The following is an 18,863-nucleotide window of genomic DNA, read 5'->3' as shown; positions in this document are numbered from 1 at the left end:
CAGATGAAGACGCCGATCCGAACCCCATCAGCGCTGGGTTGGTCGTGGACGAGCTACGAGCAGACGACCACCGTCATGCGGCTGTTCCGGAAGGACCTTCACGAGACGCGACAGGTCCCGGTGGTCGAATGGCTGATCGACGGTGAGCCGTTGACCGAGCGTCTGCGGTTCCCGAACGGCACACCCTATGAAGACCTGACGCTCATGCACGATGCGCCGCACTTCCCTCCTTCGGCGGTCGCGAGCCTCAGAGCGCTCCTCCTCCTCGCCGGCCCAGAGCAGGAGCCCGTCGGTTTCTCGGACGGTCGGGTCGGCATCTTGTACTGCCCTTGCGGTGACCTGTACTGCGGCGCGGTCTCAGCGGACATCGTGACCTCCGAGGACACGGTGGAATGGCGGGACATCGCCCACCAGGACGGCACCACCGAACAGCTCGGCGTCTCCGAGATCCCGGCGTTCACCGTGACCTTCGAGCGATCCGCCTACGAGTCGACGATCAACACACTCCTCGCGGAATGGGCGGCCCGAGTAGACGATCAGAGTGGCAGCACGTCGTAGGTGATGCGCACGAGCCCGTCCTCGGGCGTCGCGTGGGTGCCGCGGAGCCGCAGACGGACGTCGGCGTCGAGGTCGCCGAAGAGGCGGGCGCCCGAGCCGATGAGCACCGGTGCGACGGACACGGTGATCTCGTCGACGAGGCCCGCACCGAGGAACGCCTGGATGGTCCTGCCTCCGTCGACGTAGACGCGGCCGGCCCCGGCCTCGTCGAGCAGGGCGGTCGCTTCGTCGAGCGACCCGGCGACCGTGATGCGGTCGTCCCCGGCCTCGAGCGTGGTGCTCAGCACGACGACCCGCTTGCCCTCGAAGGGCCACTCGCCGAAGCCGAGCACAGTGTCGTAGGTGGTACGTCCCATCACGAGGGTGTCGATCGTCGGGAAGAACGAATCCCAGTCGAGCGCCGGGTGCCTCCCCGGCGCATCCGCGGCATGCTCCCGCGGCTCGAGCTCCGTGAGCCAGCCGAGGTCGCCGTCGGGCCCCGCGATGAACCCGTCGAGGCTCACCCCGATGAAGACGCAGCCGTGCCAGGAACGTTCACGAGTCATGAGCACGATCCTGCCTCCGACCTCCGACATCGACTCCGTACGGAAGATTGCCGTACAATGACGGCATGGCATCTCCACTGAAAGACAAGCGCATCGAGGTCCGCGTCACCAGCGCACAGAAGGACGCGATCGCCGCCGCCGCCGCGATCGAAGGTCGGTCCATCACCGATTTCACCACGTCCGCCGCTACGGAACGGGCGGCTGATGTCATCCGCCGTGAGCGCGACATCCGCGTGGACGCGGCCGCATTCGAACAGTTCGAAGCGATCCTGGAACGCCCAGCGCGTTCGATCGACGGACTCCGCGACCTCCTGAACCGACCCACGATCTTCGTTGACTGACTTCCGGACTCCACGGCCGCTCGCTACTGGAGACGTCCTCTCCGACTTCCGCTGCGGCGTCGACGTCCTCGACAGCTGGCTCCGCGGATACGCACGGAACAACGACCGCAGCGGTGGGTCGAAGACGATGGTCTCGGTGACGACCGTGGGTCGCGTCGCGGGTTACTACTGCCTCTCGGCGAGTTCGCTCGTTCGAGAAGATGCGCCGCAGCGGCTCGCGCACCGGGCACTCGATCCGATTCCCGTCGTCCTGATCGGCCGGCTCGCCATCGATCAGGAGTTCACCGGCCTCGGCCTGGGAACCGCCCTCCTGCAGCATGCCGTCCTTCAAGCGATCAGCGCGGCGGAGATCATCGGGATGCGAGCGATCCTGGTCCACGCCCTGACCGACGACGTCATCCCGTTCTACGAGCGATTCGGCTTCGAACGATTTCCCGGTTCGAGTCGCGCCCTGTACCTGTTGGTCTCCGACGCACGCGCGACCCTGGTCGGCTGAGTGCACGTCGATCGCCGCCCGCACACCTGCGGGGGCGCGTCAACCACTCCGCATCACGGCAGCGAGCGACGTAGGGTGATCTGATGCCCGAAAACGCCCCCGAAGCATCCGACCCGTTCGTCCGCGTCCGGGGAGCCAACGAGAACAACCTCCGCAACGTGGACGTCGATGTGCCGCGAGATGCGATCGTCGCCTTCACCGGGGTCTCCGGCTCGGGCAAGTCGTCGCTCGCGTTCGGCACCATCTTCACCGAGGCGCAGCGACGATACCTCGAGTCCGTCGCCCCATACGCCAGGCGATTGATCCAGCAGGGTCACGACCCGCACGTCGACTCGATCTCCGGCCTGCCACCGGCGGTCGCCCTGCAGCAACGACGCGGCGCCCCCAGCTCGCGCTCCAGCGTCGGCACGGTGACGACCCTCTCGAACTCACTCCGCATGCTCTTCTCGCGCGCCGGCACGTTCCCGGAGGGGTTCACGACCCGACTCGACTCCGACGCCTTCTCGCCCAACACCGCCGTCGGCGCCTGCCCGGAGTGCCACGGCATCGGCGTCGCTCACACGGTCACCGAGGACTCCCTCGTGCCCGACCCGTCGCTGAGCATCCGCGAGGGAGCGATCGCCGCCTGGCCGGGAGCCTGGCAGGCGAAGAACCTCCGCGACATCACCATCGCCCTCGGATACGACGTGGACCGCCCCTGGCGGGAGCTCGACCAGGAGGACCGCGACTGGATCCTCTTCACCGAGGAGCAGCCGGTCGTGCAGATCACGCCGCAACGAGACCGCGTCGCCAAGCCGTACAACGGGATGTTCTGGAGCGCCAAGCAGTACGTCTTCCACACCCTCTCCGACTCGAAGAGCCAGATGATGCGGAACAAGGTGCTGCAGTTCGTGCGCTCGGGTTCGTGCCCGCTCTGCCACGGCACGGGACTCCGCCGCGAGGCGCTCGCGGTCACCTTCGCCGGCCGCACGATCGCCGAGCTCAACGCCCTGCCGATGACGGAGCTCGCCGAGGTCATCCGCCCCACCACTGAGCTGAAGGACGCGGCGCCCGCACTCCCGACCACGCTCTCCGGCGAGCGCACCGACGTCGCCGTCGCCATCACGACCGATCTCCTCGCGCGCATCCGCGTGCTCACCGACCTCGGACTCGGCTACCTCGGGCTCGGGCGCGTGACGACGACGCTCTCCCCCGGCGAGATGCAACGGCTCCGGCTCGCGACCCAGCTGCGCTCCGGGCTCTTCGGCGTGGTCTACGTCCTCGACGAACCGTCAGCGGGTCTGCACCCGGCCGATGCGGAGCCCCTCCTCGAGGTGCTGGAGCAGCTGAAGCGCTCGGGCAACTCGGTCTACGTCGTCGAGCACAACATGGACGTCGTCCGGAACGCGGACTGGATCGTCGACGTCGGCCCCGGTGCAGGCGAGGGTGGCGGCGACGTGCTCTACAGCGGGGCCGTCGAGGGTCTCGCCGAGGTCCAGGCCTCGGCGACCCGCCCGTTCCTCTTCCCCGAACAGCACGGTCCGGCTCCCGAGCGACGAGCACTCCGTGAGACGCGCGATTGGCTCGAGGTCGAGGGCATCACGCTCCACAACCTCGCCGGCGTCGACGCCTCGATCCCCCTCGGGACCTTCGTCGCCGTCACCGGTGTCTCGGGTTCCGGTAAATCGACCCTCGTGAGCCGCGTCCTCCGCGACGTCGTGCGCGACCACCTGCGGGCAGCCGGCCGGACGACGGACGACACCGCAGACGATGACGACGAGGTGCCCACCGAGACCGATGCGACCGAGGGTTCCGGCCTGGCGGAGGCGACGGTGCCGGACGGACACGCCGACACGCTCACCGTGCGTCGGGTGCGAGGCCTCGAGCATGTGGACCGCCTCGTCCGGGTCGACCAGAAGCCCATCGGTCGAACCCCGCGGTCGAACCTCGCGACCTACACCGGGCTGTTCGACGCCGTCCGCACCGCGTTCGCCGCCACGGACCTCGCCCGCGAGCGCGGGTACACGGCCGGCCGGTTCTCGTTCAACGTCGCGGGAGGTCGCTGCGAGACCTGCCTCGGTGAGGGCTTCGTGTCGGTCGAACTGCTGTTCCTCCCCGGCAGCTACGGGAAGTGCCCGACGTGCAACGGCGCCCGGTACAACGCCGAGACCCTCGAGGTCACCTACGACGGGAAGTCGATCGCAGACGTCCTCGCACTCACCGTCGAGCAGGCGGCCGAGTTCCTCGCGGCCGTCCCGGCGGCAGCACGCAGCCTCCGCACTTTGCTCGAAGTCGGCCTGGGATACCTGCGGCTCGGCCAGCCGGCCACCGAACTGTCGGGTGGCGAGGCGCAGCGTATCAAGCTCGCGACGGAACTCCAGCGGGTGCGACGCGGTCACACCCTCTACCTCCTCGACGAGCCGACGACCGGCCTCCACCCGGCCGACGTCCGTCGTCTCCTGGCGCAGTTGAACGCGCTCGTCGACTCCGGCGACACCGTCGTCGTGGTCGAGCACGAGATGGACGTCGTCGCGGCGGCCGACTGGGTGATCGACCTCGGACCGTCCGGTGGTGACGCTGGTGGACGCATCGTGGCCGCGGGCACCCCGGATGCCGTCGCCGCAGACCCCGACAGCCGCACCGCGCCCTACCTGGCGAAGCGACTGGCACTGCTCGGTGCGGCACCCGCGGCATCGGCGGCCGACGCCGCGGGGTGAACCCGTCTCCGGGGCCGAGCACCTATCGTGGAGGGCGTGTCCGTCCACGATCCGCGCCGTGACCTCCGCTCCCGTCGCATCGCCGTCATCGTCTGCGCACTCGCCGCGGCGGCCATGCTGGTGTTCGCCCCCCTCGAGGAACTCGTCTGGGCACCCACCGCGATGACGGACGGCGCGTACGACCTCGAGACGATCTACGGCGTCTTCACCCCGAACGCGCTGGCGATGGGACTGGTCAGCGTCGCCGTCGCGTTCCTCCTCGGACTCGCGGCCATCACGGCGTTCGTCCACCTCGGCTGGCGCGGCCGGCTCGGGTCGCACTGGGTCCACGTGGCGACGCTCGGATCGATGCTCGTCTGGCTCGGACTCCCAGCCATGTTCTTCGCCGGTTTCGGCATCGGGCACACCGTGTCCGACGAACTGCCGCCCTACGTCGGCCGGTCCTCGGCGGCCGGCGAGCTGCTGCAGGCGTTCGCGCTCGTCGCGTTCGTGGCGACCGTGCTGGGGGCGATCGTCTCGCTCGTCCTCATGTTCCGCTCGGCGGCGGTCGAGCGACGCGTTTGGCAGGCTGCCCGCCGATCGGGCTGAGCCCACCCCACCGTCGCTGTACGTCGTCAGCTCAGGACCCGACACCCTCGGCAAGGGGAATCCCCCGATCAGACCTGATCGGGGGGACGAAGTCGGCCCATCGACCGTGTACTGTGCGAACCGTGGTGCACTCCGAAACAGCGGTCCGGTCCGTGACGTACGTGAGCCGGGCGACGAGCCCGCTGACCCAGGCGTCCCTCGAAGCGCTGCTCGTCGAGTGTCGCGGCAACAACGAGCGTTCCGGCCTGACCGGCATGCTCGCCGTGCGCGGCGACGACTTCTTCCAGGTGGTCGAAGGACCCGACGACGCCATCTCAGCGCTCATGGACGGCCTCTCCCGTGACGCGCGCCACACGGACATGCGCGTCCTCCATGAGGAGACCGTGCCCTTCCGCCAGTTCCCGGACTGGCGGATGCGCTGCGAGCGCCTCGACGACTACCCGGTCGACGAGATTCCGGGATTCCACGCGATCGGCGGCGGCGACAATCCCGCGGGGTCGCGGACGCGAGGCGTCCTGGACCTGGTCCGATGGTTGCAGCTTCGCGCTACTCGGGCACTCTCCGAGCGCAACCCGTCGGCGGCTTCGTAGACCACGCACGCACGCACGATGTCATCCGCGCGGCGCATTCGCGACCTAGCCGCCGGCGAAGGGCGGGAGGACGTCGACCCGCGCGCCGAGCGGACGGGCGTCGTCACGACTGACGACGCCGTCGACCAGGAACGAGCCCGACGCGAGGACCTTCGCCATCGGGTCGCCGTAGCGGTCGAGCAGCACCGACTTGAGCTCGCCCACCGTCGCGACCGCGGGGAGGGACTCCTCGGGCACGCCTGCCGCCTCTTCGGCTGCGGCGAAGTAGCGCACGAGCACCTGCATCAGCGTCGTCTCAGCCACCGATCGCTCCCATGCTCCGCTCCGGACGGACGAAGTCGGGCGACGCGATCCGGTGTCCGGCCTGCTTGTGCCACATCGCCGCGCGCCAGCGGTCGGCGATCTCGACGTCCTCGACGCCCGAACGCAGCATGCCCCGGAGGTCGGTCTCGTCGTCGCCGAAGAGGCAGGAGCGGATCGTCCCCTCGGCCGTGAGCCGGGTTCGGTCGCAGTCGTCGCAGAACGAGCGCGTGACCGACGCGATGATGCCGACCGTCGCCGGGCCGCCGTCGACGAGCCACTCCTCCGCGGGAGCCGAGGGATCCTCGCGGTGCGGAGCGGTGAGGGTGAATCGGGAGCCGAGGACGTCGAGCAACTCGGCCGCGTCGACCATGTTCTCCCGCACCCACGCCTCGTCGGCGTCAAGCGGCATCTGCTCGATGAAGCGGAGACGGCAACCGTTCTCAATCGCCCAAGAGAGCAGGGCGACCGCGCCGTCCAGTGTGTCGCGCATGAGGACGGCGTTGATCTTCAACGGCGTCAGCCCGGCGCGCTTGGCGGCATCGATGCCGGCCAGGACGGCGGGCAGGCGGTCGCGGCGCGTGAGCCGCGCGAAGTGGTCGCGGTCGACGGTGTCGAGGGAGATGTTCACGCGGGTGAGCCCGGCTGCCACGAGCTCGTCGACACGCTTGTCGAGTCCGATGCCGTTCGTGGTCATGGAGATCGACGCATCGCCGGCGACAGCCGAGCTGCGGGCGATGATCTCCGCGAGGTCGGGACGCATGAGCGGCTCGCCGCCCGTGAACCGGATGTCGTGCACGCCGAGGTCGCGGACGGCGATCTCGACGAGTCGACCGATCTCGGTCGGTGTGAGGAGGTCGTCGCGGGCGATCGCCGGGAGCCCCTGCTCGGGCATGCAGTACGTGCAGCGCAGGGAGCACTTCTCCGTGATCGACACCCGGAGGTCGCGCGCCACGCGACCGAACCGGTCGATGAGGCCGTCGACGTCGGGGCGCCCTGCAGCGTCCGGGATGTGCCTGAGCGGCGACCCGATGCGTGGGATTCCGAGCCCGACTGTGGTCATCCCCCCAGGGTACGGGGACGGACGGCCGTCTTGCCCCTCTAGGGCCTCTTCGGGGAGGAACGCACAGCGGGCGCGCGTAGCATGACGGACATGGAGCCCCGCCGCCGCACCCTGCTCGCCGGTGCGTCCGGCGTCGTCGCAGCCGTCGCGACCCTCGGCTCGGCCGAGGCCGTCGCGGCGTTCGTCGCCCCCGCGAGCTCGCCCCTGCTCTCCGTGGGTTCCCTCGTGATCGACCTCGTGCCCGGCTGGGTCAAGGACCTCGTCATCGCCCTGTTCGGCACCAACGACAAGCTCGTGCTGCTCATCATGCTCGGCGTGCTGGTCGCGGCCCTCGCCGTCGGGATCGGTGTCCTCGAGGAGCGTCGGCCGGCGGTCGGGAGCATCGCGCTCGCGCTCGTCGGCGTCGTCGCGGTCGTCGCAGCGATCACCCGTGCCGACGCGGGCCTCGACTGGGCCTTCCCGAGCGTCGTCGGCACGGCGGTCGGCATCCTGGTGCTGCGATTGCTCGTGACCCGCCTCCGCACCTGGGACGATGCGACGGTCGCGGACGAGGCCCGGCCGGTCGTCGGGGCCTCCCGAGCCGAACTCCCCCGACGCTCCTTCCTCGTCCTGCTCGGCGGCACCGCGGTCGGTGCCCTCGTCATCGGGGTCGGCGCACGCGTCGCCTCGGCCGGAGCGGTCGCCGTGGAGAGCATCCGGAAGGCGCTCAAGCTCCCGACGGCCGCCGTGGCCGCGCCGCCGGTCCCGGCCGGAGCCGAACTCGGCATCGACGGGCTCACGCCGGTCGTGTCGGCGAACGACTCCTTCTACCGGATCGACACCGCCCTCCAGGTGCCGAACATCGACCCCTCGACCTGGAGCCTCAAGATCACCGGCATGGTCGAGCAGGAGGTCGAGATCGGGTTCGAGGAACTCCTCGCCCTCCCGCTGCAGGAGTCGATCATCACGCTGACCTGCGTCTCGAACCCCGTCGGCGGCGACCTCATCGGCAACGCGCTCTGGCTCGGGTACCCGATCCGCGAGCTGCTGGCGCGCGCGAAACCCAAGGCCGGTGCCGACATGGTCCTGTCGCGGAGCATCGACGGCTTCACCGCCGGGACCCCGCTCGAGGTCCTGCAGGACGAGGACCGCGACAGCCTGCTGGCCGTCGGGATGAACGGGCAACCGCTCCCGCTGCAGCACGGCTTCCCGGTGCGCATGGTCGTCCCGGGCCTGTACGGGTACGTCTCCGCCACCAAGTGGGTCGTGGAGCTGGAGGTGACCCGCTACGCGGACGCCCGGGCCTATTGGACCGACCGCGGCTGGTCGGAGCGCGGGCCCATCAAGACGGAGTCACGCATCGACGTGCCGCGTGACGGTGGACGTGTCGCGGCGGGGAACGTCGCGATCGCCGGCGTCGCCTGGGCGCAGCACACGGGCGTCAACCGCGTCCAGGTCCGGATCGACGACGGCGACTGGCTCGACACGACGCTCGCGACCGCCATCTCCGACGACACCTGGGTGCAGTGGGTCCTCCAGTGGGACGCCCCGGCCGGTGACCACACCATCGCCGTCCGCGCGACCGACGCCGCGGGCAAGACGCAGAGCGAGACCCCCGTCGACGTCGTCCCCGACGGCGCGGAGGGCTGGCACACCATCAGCGTGGGCGTCGGCTGACCACGTCGCCCGCACGATTCGGGTTCTGGACGACAGGTATATTAGCCTGGGCCGACGCGCGACGCGTGCGCCGACATGATCATCACGATTCCGAACCGGGACACCACCGTGTCACCGGCTCGGAGTATCGTCACTCGGGCACGTCCTTCATGGTCTCCGTCGGTCCGCGCCGCCGCCGGAGGCACTGGTCTCGCGCCAGCCCAGTTCCGCCCCCTCCGTCCGCACGGCCGCTCCGCCGCGGACATGAACCACAAAGGACCTCACGTGGCCCTCCTCGCCCTCGCCCTCCGACACGCCAAGCCGTACGCGGCCTGGGTCGTCGCGGTGTTCGTGCTGCAGCTCATCTCGACGATCGCGGCCCTCTACCTCCCCAGCCTGAACGCCCAGATCATCGACCAGGGCGTCTCCCGTGGCGACACGGACTTCATCTGGTCCACCGGCATGACCATGCTGCTCGTCTGCCTCGTCCAGGTGGCCGCAGCCATCGGCGGGGTCTACTTCGGCGCCCGCACCGCCATGGCCATCGGCCGCGACCTGCGCCGGGAGTTCTACCGGAAGGTCGACTCGCTCGGCGCACTCGAGATCGGCGGCTTCGGCAGCGCGACGCTCATCACCCGCGGCACGAACGACGTCCAGCAGGTCCAGATGCTCGTCCTCATGACCCTCAACTTCATGGTGTCCGCGCCCATCATGTGCGTCGGCGGCATCATCATGGCGCTCCGCGAGGACGCGGGGCTGTCCTGGCTGGTCTGGGTCTCCGTGCCGGTGCTGTTCATCATCGTCGGGTTCCTGGTCTACCTCCTCATGCCGCTGTTCCGCCAGATGCAGGACCGCATCGACGGCATCAACAGTGTGCTGCGCGAGCAGATCATCGGCATCCGCGTCGTCCGGGCGTTCGTCCGCGAGCCGTTCGAGTCGGAGCGGTACAACCGTGCCAACGAGGCGCTCACGCGCGTGTCGATCAAGGTCGGCAACATCTTCGTCCTCATGTTCCCGGTCATCATGATGATCCTGCACCTGGCGACGGCTGCCGTGCTCTGGTTCGGTGGCCAGCGGGTCGACGCCGGCCAGATGCAGGTCGGTTCCCTCACCGCGTTCCTCCAGTACCTGCTCCAGATCCTCACCTCGGTGATGATGGGCGTCTTCATGGTCATGATGATCCCTCGCGCGGTCGTGTGCGCCGAGCGCATCCAGAGCGTCCTCGACACCGAGCCGAGCCTCACCGTGCCGACGAGCACCGACATCCGCGTGCCGACGGTCGGACGGGTCGAGTTCACCGGCGTCACCTTCGGCTACCCCGGCGCGGAGCGACCGGTCCTGTCGGACGTCACGTTCACGGCGGAGCCGGGCAAGACCACCGCGATCGTCGGCTCGACCGGCTCAGGCAAGACGACGCTCCTCTCGCTCATCCCGCGCCTCTATGACCCGCAGCAGGGTCACGTCACCATCGACGGCGTCCCCGTCTCGCAGCTCACCAGGCAGCAGATCGCCGGGGTCGTCGGGATCGTGCCGCAGAAGCCGTACCTGTTCTCGGGCACGATCGCGTCGAACCTCCGATTCGGACGACCCGACGCCACCGACGACGAGCTGTGGAGCGCCCTCGACGTCGCGCAGGCGGAAGACTTCGTCCGCGCGAAGCCGAAGATGCTGAACGACGGCGTCGCCCAGGGCGGCACGAACGTCTCCGGCGGCCAGCGTCAACGTCTGTGCATCGCCAGGGCCCTCGTCGCGAAGCCCCTGGTCTACCTCTTCGACGACTCGTTCTCGGCCCTCGACGTCGCCACCGACGCCCGACTCCGGGCAGCCCTCGGCGACAGCACCGCCGACGCGACCGTCATCATCGTCGCGCAACGCATCGCGACGATCCGCGAGGCCGACCACATCATCGTCATGAACGACGGCGGCATCGTCGGCCGCGGCACCCACGACGAACTCCTGGACTCCAACGAGACGTATCGCGAGATCGTCCAATCGCAGCTCGCTGTGGAAGGGGTGGCGTGACCATGGCCCGTTCACCACGTGACAAGCGCTCCTCCGGCACCTCGAAGGACACCGCTCAGGCTCCCGAGCTGAACGCGGTCGAGGAGGAGGCGCTCGCACCGGAGTTCACCCCGGGTGAGTCCGACGGCGACATGTTCGGCGGCACCCCGTCGAAGAAGGCCGAGCAGTTCTGGCCCTCCGCGAAGCGACTCGTCGGACTCCTCGCCCCCGAGAAGGTCAAGATGAGCATCGTCGTCGGGCTCGTCGTGCTCTCGGTCGTGCTCACGGTCATCGCCCCGAAGATCCTCGGTCTCGCGATGGACGCGATCTTCAACGGCGTGATGGGGTCGCAGCTCCCGGCCGGCGCGACGCTCGACCAGGTCGTCGACCAGGCACGCGCATCCGGCAACGACCAGTACGCCGACATGCTCGAGAAATCGGACATCACCCCGGGGCAGGGGATCGACTTCACCCTGCTGGGCCGTCTGATCATCATCGTGCTCGGCATGTACATCGTCGCGTCGATCCTCAACTGGGCCCAGGGGTACATCCTCAACGGGCTCGTCATGCGCGTGGTCTACAACCTCCGTCGGGACATCGAGCGCAAGCTCAACCGCCTTCCGCTGAGCTACTTCGACACCCGTCAGCGCGGAGACCTCATGTCGCGTGTCACGAACGACGTCGACAACATCCAGACCGCCCTCCAACAGGCGTTCTCGCAACTCGTGCAGTCGGCCCTCACGGTGCTCGGCATCACGGCGATGATGTTCATCGTGTCGTGGCAGCTCGCACTCATCGCGCTGATCGCACTGCCGCTGTCCGCGCTGATCGCCGGAGTCATCGGCTCGCGGTCACAGAAGCTCTTCACCGCGCAGTGGAAGAACACCGGCTCGCTCAACGGGCACATCGAGGAGTCGTTCTCAGGCCTCGAGCTCGTGCGGGTCTTCGGCCGCGACAAGGAGATGCTCGCCGAGTTCGACGAGCGCAACGAGAAGCTCTACCGGGCGGCGTTCGGCGCGCAGTTCGTGTCCGGCATGATCATGCCGGCGATGACCTTCGTCTCCTACCTGTCCTACGTGCTCATCGCCGTCGTGGGCGGCCTCCGGGTCGCCTCCGGCCAGATGACCCTCGGCGACGCGACCGCGTTCATCCAGTACTCGCGTGAGTTCTCGCAGCCGCTCAGCCAGATCGCCGGCATGGCGAACCAGCTGCAGTCGGGCGTCGCGTCCGCCGAGCGCACCTTCGAGCTGCTCGACGCCGAGGAACAGGACCCGGAGACCGCGGACGCACACCTGCCCGAGCACACCGACGGCCACGTCGAGTTCGACGGCGTCTCCTTCAGCTACGACCCCGAGAAGCCGCTCATCGAGGACCTCTCCTTCTCCGCGCAGCCGGGTCAGACCGTCGCGATCGTCGGGCCGACCGGGGCCGGGAAGACGACCCTCGTGAACCTCGTCATGCGGTTCTACGAGCTCACGGGCGGTCGCATCCTGCTCGACGGCGTCGACATCACCGCCCTGACGCGCGCCGAGCTGCGGTCGCAGGTCGGGATGGTGCTGCAGGACGCCTGGCTGTTCGATGGGACGATCCGCGAGAACATCCGGTACGGGCGACTCGACGCGAGCGACGCGGAGGTCGTCGAGGCCGCCGAGGCGACGATGGTCGACCGCTTCGTGCGCCAGCTGCCCGACGGCTACGACACCGTCCTCGACGCGGACGGCGGCAGCGTCTCGGCCGGTGAACGCCAGCTCATCACGATCGCCCGTGCGTTCATCGCGAAGCCGAAGCTGCTCATCCTCGACGAGGCGACGTCCTCCGTCGACACACGGACGGAGCTGCTCGTGCAGCACGCGATGGCGGCACTGCGCTCCGACCGGACCTCCTTCGTCATCGCCCACCGCTTGTCGACCATCCGCGACGCGGACACGATCCTCGTGATGGAGAACGGGCGGATCGTCGAGCAGGGCTCGCACGCGCAGCTCCTCGAGGTCGACGGCGCGTACGCCGAGCTCTACCGCACGCAGTTCCGCGGCGGCGAGGAGCAGTCGGCGATCGACGAGGCGGCCGTCGCCAGCGGGTCCGACACGGCACACGCCCCGCGCAGCTGAGTCGGCTCCCACACCGCGTCAGGCGGGCCCCGATCATCGGGGCCCGCCTGACGCGCGTTCAGCTGAGGGTGGCCGACCGCCAGGTGCCCTGATCGTTCACCCACAGCCTTCCGTTCCCGACGAGGATGTCGCCGGACTGGCCACCGTACGGCCGCGCGAGACCCATGTGCCGGGTGGAGAGGTAGCTCGTGTTCGGCTGCGCGTTCGCGTGTGCCGTGTTGTTCGACTCCCAACGGTTGCCGTGGACCACGGATGGACCGGTCGTGCCGAAGGTGTCGAGGCCGTACTCGCAGTCGCGTCCGGTGTTGCCGATGATCGTCGCGCCACCGGTGCAGTTGTTCACGGCGACCGCGACTCTGACGCGGTCGATGCGGTTCCCCATGACCACGATCGAGCCGGCACCCTGGTGGAGCACCCCGAACCCGTTGGAGGTCGCGGCCCCGGTGATGGAGTTGTCGGAGACCACCGCGTCGTGGGCGAGGTACGACACGACACCGCCCACCGAGCCCGATGCGAGCGTGACGGCGACGCGGTTGCCCGAGACGACAGGCTGTCCGGTCCGATCGAGCGCGATCCCGATCGGACAGGTGCCGCCTCCGATCCGGACCACGTTGTCGGTGATGAGCGCGTCGACGGCGCCGATGACGGTGGTCGAACCGCCCGGCGGTGCCGCCGCCTGGGCCATGATGCCCGCAGCAGCGACGCCGCGGATCTCGATGACGTTCCCGGAGACCACGGTTCCCTGCGCATCGCGGTAGATCATCACCGGGCAGCGCTTGGGCCCCCAGGCGGACCCCTGGTCGTCGTCGGCCGTCCGCGTCCAGCGCACCGTGTTCGCGACCAGGGCGACCGATCGGGTGTCGATGACGGCGAGTCCCCACCAGGTGGCGTCGGACACGGTGTTACCGGTCACGACGGTGTGGGCCATCCCCTCCACGGCTATGGACCGGCGGAACGGCCCGGTGACGACGTTGCCCTCGATCGTGACCATCGAGTCGGCCCAGGAACCGGGGTCGACCGCGTAGTCGGGCAGGTTCTCGGCGTGGATGCCGACCCGTGCGTCGGTTCCGGGGGCGGCCGAGACGATGTTGCCGACGACCGCCGAACGCGCACCCCAGACCGTGATGCCGTCGCCACGATCCTCGCCCGCGGATGAGGCGGAGCCTCGCCCTCCGCCCGAGCCGAGGATGTTCAGGACATGGCACCCCGAGATGACGACGCCCTCGAACTCACCTGACGGTTGCACGGCGATGCCGTTCTGGAACCCGTCGACGGTGACGCCGTCGATCAGGACGTCGCTCGCCCAGATGCTGATCGCGGTGTTGCGCTCACCCGTGCTCGATGCGGTCGGGCCCGCGTAGCTGACCCGGACGCCGGTCACCGAGCTGCCCGACACGATGAGCTTCAGCGCCGGGGCCGCCTCGACACCTCCGACGAACCGGAGCTCGCCGCGCCCGCGGAGGTGCAGGCGACGGTCGATCCTGATCGTCGCGTCCACGGCGATGACGTCGCCGCCGCGGACGACCACGGTGCCACCGGCCGGGACGGCCGCGAACCAGGCGAGGACCGCGGCGGTGCTGACGGAGGCACCGGTCGGGTCGATCCCGGGACCTTCGAGGACGAGCTCGACGGGCGGGACGGCCTGGGTGTCCGCGTTCCCGGTCGGTGCCGACGGTGCGGGATCGGGTTCGGGTGGCGACGACGGGGCCTCACGGTCGGGATCGGGTTCGGGCTCGACGGCCGTCGGTTCGGGTTCCGGGACCGGTCCGGGTTCGGCTCCGGTCCTCCGCCACCGAGCTGTTCCGGCGCTTCGTGATGTCCTGTCCACAGTCCACACAGTACAGAACCATGAGGTACAGAAGCATCCTAGAGTGGAGATCCGGCGTGACCACCGCCGTCCGATCATCCTGGAGCACCATGCCGTCACCGGAGAACCACGCGACCGGAAACCCCCGACGCGACCGCCGACCGGCACCCCGCGTCGACCACACCGCCTTCGCCGGTGCCCGCGCCGTCGCCGCCTGGTGGGTGGTGTTCTCACACTCCGCGGACTGGCTGTTCTCCGTGCTCCCCGAGCTCTCGTGGCTCGCGCCGATGGCCCACACCGGACTCGCCGTCGACGTGTTCTTCGTCTTGAGCGGGTACACGATCGCCCGGGCCTACCTGCATCGACGCTGGACCTGGCCCACCTACGGTCGCTACCTCCGGAACCGCTTCGCGCGGATATACCCGGCACACGTGACCGTGCTCCTCGCCTTCGTGCTGCTCTGCGTCGGCGGGGCGATGGTCGGTGTCCCAACGGACGACGGGGCGTTCCCGCCCATCGGCCTCCTCGCCGAACTCACCCTCACCCGCGCATGGTTCGGCGACGCACTCTGGTGGAACCCACCCGCCTGGTCGCTGTCGGCCCAATTCCTCACGTTCATCCTGTTCCCGGTGTTCGCCCTCGCCCTCCGCGACCGGATGCGCGGCCCGGTCCCGGTGATCGCCCTCTCGGTCGGGCTCGTCTCCACGACGACGATCGCCGCCGCCATCGCCCCGTCGGCCATGAACGGCATGGCGACCCCGGCCGTCCGGGTGCTGTGCTGCTTCGCGCTCGGCATCTGTCTGGCGGAGTGGACGGCAGCCCTCCCGGTCACCCGACGAGCGGCGTGGGTCGCCGCAGGAGGCGCCAGCGGCCTGGTGGCGGCGGCGATCGCACTCGAACCCGGAGCACCACGAGCCTGGGCCGCGATCACCTTCGCGGCGATCATCGTCGGAGGGCTGGCGGTCGCGAGCCCGCGCTCCACCGCGGTGCTGCGCAGTCGCCCCGCGCGCATCCTGGGGCAGCTCTCGTTCTCCACGTACCTCGTGCACGTCTTCGTGCTCATCCTGCTGGCGAAGGCGATCCCGCCGAACGCCGTCGACGGCATGCCGTTCCTCCTCCGGGCTCCGATCAGCCTGGTCTGGTTCGGCTCGATCCTCGCCGCGTCCTGGCTGCTCCACACGCTCGTGGAGGTGCCGTGGCATCGCAGACTCGCAGCACCGCGGACGAGCCGGGCCGTCCATGCGGACGGATCGGCCACCGGCGCTTAGGCGTTCGTGCCCGCCAGCGGACGCCGCGCCGCCCGGACGCCCCGCGCGATGCGCTCGGGGAGCCGCAACGCGGCGCTGACGAAGGCGAGGACCGCCACGGTGAGCGACACCCACAGTACGGACCAGGCCGCATCGGTGGGTGGGCCCAGCAGGAGCGACGCCGCCGCGTCCCCGACGCCGCCGGGGATCGCGACCGACACCGCGAGGACGAGGGCGAGTCGGGCAGCGCCGAGCAGGAGGAGCGTCAGGCCCGCTGCGAGGAGGACACCGATCGCCGCTCCGGCGACGGTCCGGCTCGGGTTGCGGCGGCCCAGCCAGAGCAGGATCACCCCGAGTGCGATGAGCCCGATCGCGAGCCAGGGCGACCAACCAGCCGCCGTCTCGATCACCTGGATCCCACCGAGTACCGGCGCGACCTGCGACGCCGGGACGACGTCGACCACGCGGTCGACGTCCGGGATGGCGGCCGCGAAGCCGAATCCCGCGTCGACCAGCCACGAGCGGGTCGCGGAGACGATCGGCCCCAACTGCACACCCAAGCCCTGCTCGGCCGAGACGTCGATGACCGCCCCCTGGGAACCGGAGACGCCGGCGACGAGCTGCTCATGCGTGACCCGGAGGGCTTCGGTCCAGGCGGTCGCGAACGCGGGCGAAGCCGCGAACTCGGCGACGTTCCGGCGCAGGACCTCGCGCAGCGCATCCGCGGTGTCGCCACCGATCGCACCCAGCACGTCCGAGATCGCCGGCGGGAGCGAGAGGGTCGCCGCGAGGTCGGCCGGCACCGCAGCCGCCGCGTCGAGGTCGACCTGACTCTCCAGCGCGGCGAGCGCCTGGTCCCCCACGAAGGCTTGGACGGCCGGGTCCGTGGCCAGTGGGGCGAGGGTGTCGACGAACGCGTCGGTGTCGCGGAGCATCGTGTCCGCCCACGTGCTCACGAGGGCGACCGGGATCAACAGGGCGCCGATCACGATCGCGACTGTGCCGAAGAACCCCCACGCGCCCGCTCCGCGTCGAACCGGCTGCTCGACGGCCTCCGCACGGAGCGCGTCGAAGGTGACGAAGTCGTTGCGGGCGTCGGACGACGGGTGATCGGTCACGCGCCCGAGTCTACGAGTGGGCGCCGCCCGGGCGCCTGGATTCCCGAGACCGAGCGATCGCCTCGACCGCCGCCACCGTCGACACGGTCACCCGTTCCGGCAACGCGTCGAGCCGGAACCACCGGAGACCGCCGTGCTTCTCCGGCTCTCGGAGTTCAGGCTCGCCCGCGGTGTCCTCCGCGAGGTACACCGGCGAGATCCAGTGCTGGTGCAGCGCCTGCTCGAAATGGTCGACGACGCACAACAGCTCGATCGAGCCGAGCTCGAGCCCGGTCTCCTCCCGAGCCTCACGGCGGACGGCATCCTCGAGGCGCTCCATCCAGTCGACCTTTCCGCCGGGGATGCCCCAGGAACCGGCCTCGGGCTCGCGGAGGCGCTCGAGCAGGAGGATCCGACCCTCGCGGACGATCGCGACCCCGCATCCGGAGCGCGGGTGCGGCAGAGGCTCTCCAGCGGGTGGAAGCGTGGTGGACGACACGTGCTCACGCTACTCGACGCCGCACCGGCCCGGCCGTGAACGATCACGGTACGCTTGCTCCCGGCACCACGACGATTCGATGATGAAAGCGCAGACCATGCCCTACGAAGCAGCCGAAACCCGTTACGACGACATGACCTACCGCCGAGTGGGCCGCAGCGGACTGCGCCTCCCCGCGCTGTCCCTCGGTCTCTGGCACAACTTCGGCGAAGGCCGCAGCATCGAGGTCCAGCGGGCCATCGTGCGCCGCGCCTTCGACCTCGGGATCACCCACTTCGACCTCGCCAACAACTACGGCCCGCCCGCGGGTTCCGCCGAGACCGCCTTCGGCCGCATCTTCGCCGAGGACCTCGCCGCCCACCGTGACGAGATCATCATCACCTCGAAGGCCGGCTACTACATGTGGCAGGGCCCCTACGGCGAGTGGGGCTCGCGCAAGACCATGCTGTCGTCGCTCGACCAGAGCCTCGGCCGTATCGGTGTCGAGTACGTCGACGTCTTCTACTCGCACCGCCCCGACCCGGAGACCCCGATCGAGGAGACGATGGGTGCGCTCGCGACGGCGGTCAAGCAGGGCAAGGCGCTGTACGCCGGCATCTCGAACTACTCCCCCGAGCAGACCATCGCCGCGGTGGCCGCGCTGCGTGAGCACGGTGTCCCGCTGCTCGTGCACCAGCCCCGCTACTCGATGTTCTCCCGCGAGGTCGAGGACGGCCTGCTCGACACCCTCGACGACCTCGGTCTCGGTGCCGTCGTGTTCAGCCCCCTCGCGCAGGGCATGCTGACCGACCGCTACCTCGGCGGCACGGTCCCGTCGGACTCGCGTGCGGCGACGAGCCACTTCCTCAACGAGGAGTCGATCACGGACACCTACCTCGAGCGCGCCCGCGGCCTGCAGGCGATCGCCGAAGAACGCGGCCAGACGCTGGCGCAGCTGGCGCTCTCGTGGGTACTGCGTCGCGACACGGTCACGTCCGCGATCATCGGCGCCAGCTCGGTCGAGCAGCTCGAGGGCAACTACGCGGCGATCCACCGGTTGGACTTCGACGACGCCGAGCTCGCGCGCATCGACGAGTTCGCCGTCCACGGCACCCTGCGCTAGCCACCGCTCCCTTCGGCCGATCCCCCGCTCTGTCCCCGACTCAGGAAAGCTCCGGCGCGTCGCCCCCGCACCCACCCGACCCGCCGAGGTTCTCCTGAGACAGGTCCACAACTCAGGAGGATGCCGGCGTGTGATACAGAACGCCCCGGTGTGTCGGGATGACACGCCGGGGCGTTCCTGCGTTGCGAAC

General features: G+C 69.7%; 17 protein-coding genes. 11 read left to right on the top strand and 6 right to left on the bottom strand.

The window, feature by feature from the left end; all coding sequences use genetic code 11:
• Window positions 1–3: 3 nt before the first annotated feature.
• Complete coding sequence (locus HOW07_RS08615; RefSeq protein WP_175116663.1) at window positions 4–558, top strand: hypothetical protein; 555 nt, start codon at window positions 4–6, stop codon at window positions 556–558.
• On the opposite strand, the gene HOW07_RS08610 is transcribed toward HOW07_RS08615, so the two are convergent.
• Window positions 537–1,103: a dihydrofolate reductase family protein gene (locus tag HOW07_RS08610; RefSeq protein WP_175116662.1), complete on the bottom strand. Its 567-nt coding sequence runs from the start codon at window positions 1,101–1,103 to the stop codon at window positions 537–539. The genes HOW07_RS08615 and HOW07_RS08610 overlap by 22 nt on opposite strands.
• A gap of 65 nt (window positions 1,104–1,168) precedes the next feature.
• On the opposite strand from HOW07_RS08610, the gene HOW07_RS08605 reads away from it, so the two are divergent.
• The 5 genes from HOW07_RS08605 to HOW07_RS08585 all read left to right on the top strand — a co-directional run bounded on the left by HOW07_RS08605 (window position 1,169) and on the right by HOW07_RS08585 (window position 5,814).
• Window positions 1,169–1,444, top strand: coding sequence for a DUF1778 domain-containing protein (locus HOW07_RS08605; RefSeq protein ID WP_064293940.1), 276 nt, complete (start codon window positions 1,169–1,171; stop codon window positions 1,442–1,444).
• Window positions 1,437–1,940: a GNAT family N-acetyltransferase gene (locus HOW07_RS08600; protein ID WP_175116661.1), complete on the top strand. Its 504-nt coding sequence runs from the start codon at window positions 1,437–1,439 to the stop codon at window positions 1,938–1,940. Before HOW07_RS08605 ends, HOW07_RS08600 begins: the two co-directional genes overlap by 8 nt.
• Before the next feature lie 83 nt (window positions 1,941–2,023).
• The gene (locus HOW07_RS08595; protein ID WP_175116660.1) at window positions 2,024–4,636 is read left to right on the top strand and encodes an excinuclease ABC subunit UvrA; all 2,613 of its coding nucleotides are present in this window, start codon (window positions 2,024–2,026) and stop codon (window positions 4,634–4,636) included.
• 36 nt (window positions 4,637–4,672) lie between these two features.
• A complete protein-coding gene (locus HOW07_RS08590; protein ID WP_175116659.1) occupies window positions 4,673–5,224 on the top strand; it encodes a hypothetical protein in 552 nt (183 codons plus the stop codon).
• A 122-nt stretch (window positions 5,225–5,346) separates the two neighbouring features.
• On the top strand, window positions 5,347–5,814 hold the full coding sequence (locus HOW07_RS08585) for a BLUF domain-containing protein (protein WP_175116658.1): 468 nt from the start codon (window positions 5,347–5,349) through the stop codon (window positions 5,812–5,814).
• 45 nt (window positions 5,815–5,859) lie between these two features.
• Here HOW07_RS08585 and HOW07_RS08580 read toward each other — a convergent pair whose 3' ends face one another.
• Both HOW07_RS08580 and moaA read right to left on the bottom strand, forming a co-directional pair.
• Window positions 5,860–6,102, bottom strand: coding sequence for a MoaD/ThiS family protein (locus tag HOW07_RS08580; protein ID WP_121293258.1), 243 nt, complete (start codon window positions 6,100–6,102; stop codon window positions 5,860–5,862).
• Window positions 6,103–6,109: 7 nt separating this feature from the next.
• A complete protein-coding gene (gene moaA / locus HOW07_RS08575) occupies window positions 6,110–7,177 on the bottom strand; it encodes a GTP 3',8-cyclase MoaA (protein ID WP_079000497.1) in 1,068 nt (355 codons plus the stop codon).
• A gap of 90 nt (window positions 7,178–7,267) precedes the next feature.
• Between moaA and HOW07_RS08570 the strand changes: the two genes are divergently transcribed.
• From HOW07_RS08570 to HOW07_RS08560, 3 genes are all read left to right on the top strand, one after another.
• Window positions 7,268–8,833 carry a molybdopterin-dependent oxidoreductase gene (locus HOW07_RS08570; protein WP_175116657.1) on the top strand — a complete coding sequence of 522 codons (1,566 nt, stop codon included), beginning with the start codon at window positions 7,268–7,270 and terminating at the stop codon, window positions 8,831–8,833.
• A gap of 264 nt (window positions 8,834–9,097) precedes the next feature.
• Complete coding sequence (locus tag HOW07_RS08565; protein ID WP_175116656.1) at window positions 9,098–10,834, top strand: ABC transporter ATP-binding protein; 1,737 nt, start codon at window positions 9,098–9,100, stop codon at window positions 10,832–10,834.
• A gap of 2 nt (window positions 10,835–10,836) precedes the next feature.
• Window positions 10,837–12,921: an ABC transporter ATP-binding protein gene (locus HOW07_RS08560; RefSeq protein WP_369808439.1), complete on the top strand. Its 2,085-nt coding sequence runs from the start codon at window positions 10,837–10,839 to the stop codon at window positions 12,919–12,921.
• Between the two features lie 58 nt (window positions 12,922–12,979).
• Here HOW07_RS08560 and HOW07_RS08555 read toward each other — a convergent pair whose 3' ends face one another.
• Complete coding sequence (locus HOW07_RS08555) at window positions 12,980–14,749, bottom strand: right-handed parallel beta-helix repeat-containing protein (protein WP_175116655.1); 1,770 nt, start codon at window positions 14,747–14,749, stop codon at window positions 12,980–12,982.
• Between the two features lie 56 nt (window positions 14,750–14,805).
• Between HOW07_RS08555 and HOW07_RS08550 the strand changes: the two genes are divergently transcribed.
• Entirely contained in the window at window positions 14,806–15,996 is a 1,191-nt protein-coding gene (locus tag HOW07_RS08550) for an acyltransferase (RefSeq protein ID WP_175116654.1), read from the top strand.
• On the opposite strand, the gene HOW07_RS08545 is transcribed toward HOW07_RS08550, so the two are convergent.
• Both HOW07_RS08545 and HOW07_RS08540 read right to left on the bottom strand, forming a co-directional pair.
• On the bottom strand, window positions 15,993–17,093 hold the full coding sequence (locus HOW07_RS08545) for a hypothetical protein (protein ID WP_175116653.1): 1,101 nt from the start codon (window positions 17,091–17,093) through the stop codon (window positions 15,993–15,995). The two genes, HOW07_RS08550 and HOW07_RS08545, sit on opposite strands and share 4 nt — an antisense overlap.
• 10 nt (window positions 17,094–17,103) lie before the next feature.
• On the bottom strand, window positions 17,104–17,571 hold the full coding sequence (locus HOW07_RS08540; RefSeq protein ID WP_217485237.1) for an NUDIX domain-containing protein: 468 nt from the start codon (window positions 17,569–17,571) through the stop codon (window positions 17,104–17,106).
• A 97-nt stretch (window positions 17,572–17,668) separates the two neighbouring features.
• On the opposite strand from HOW07_RS08540, the gene HOW07_RS08535 reads away from it, so the two are divergent.
• Window positions 17,669–18,673, top strand: coding sequence for an aldo/keto reductase (locus HOW07_RS08535; protein WP_175117160.1), 1,005 nt, complete (start codon window positions 17,669–17,671; stop codon window positions 18,671–18,673).
• Window positions 18,674–18,863: the final 190 nt, after the last annotated feature.

The organism is Plantibacter sp. MCCC 1A11337 (assembly GCF_013349365.1).
Taxonomy (GTDB): Bacteria; Actinomycetota; Actinomycetes; order Actinomycetales; family Microbacteriaceae; genus Plantibacter; species Plantibacter flavus_A.
This window is presented reverse-complemented; position numbering and strand designations above follow the sequence as displayed.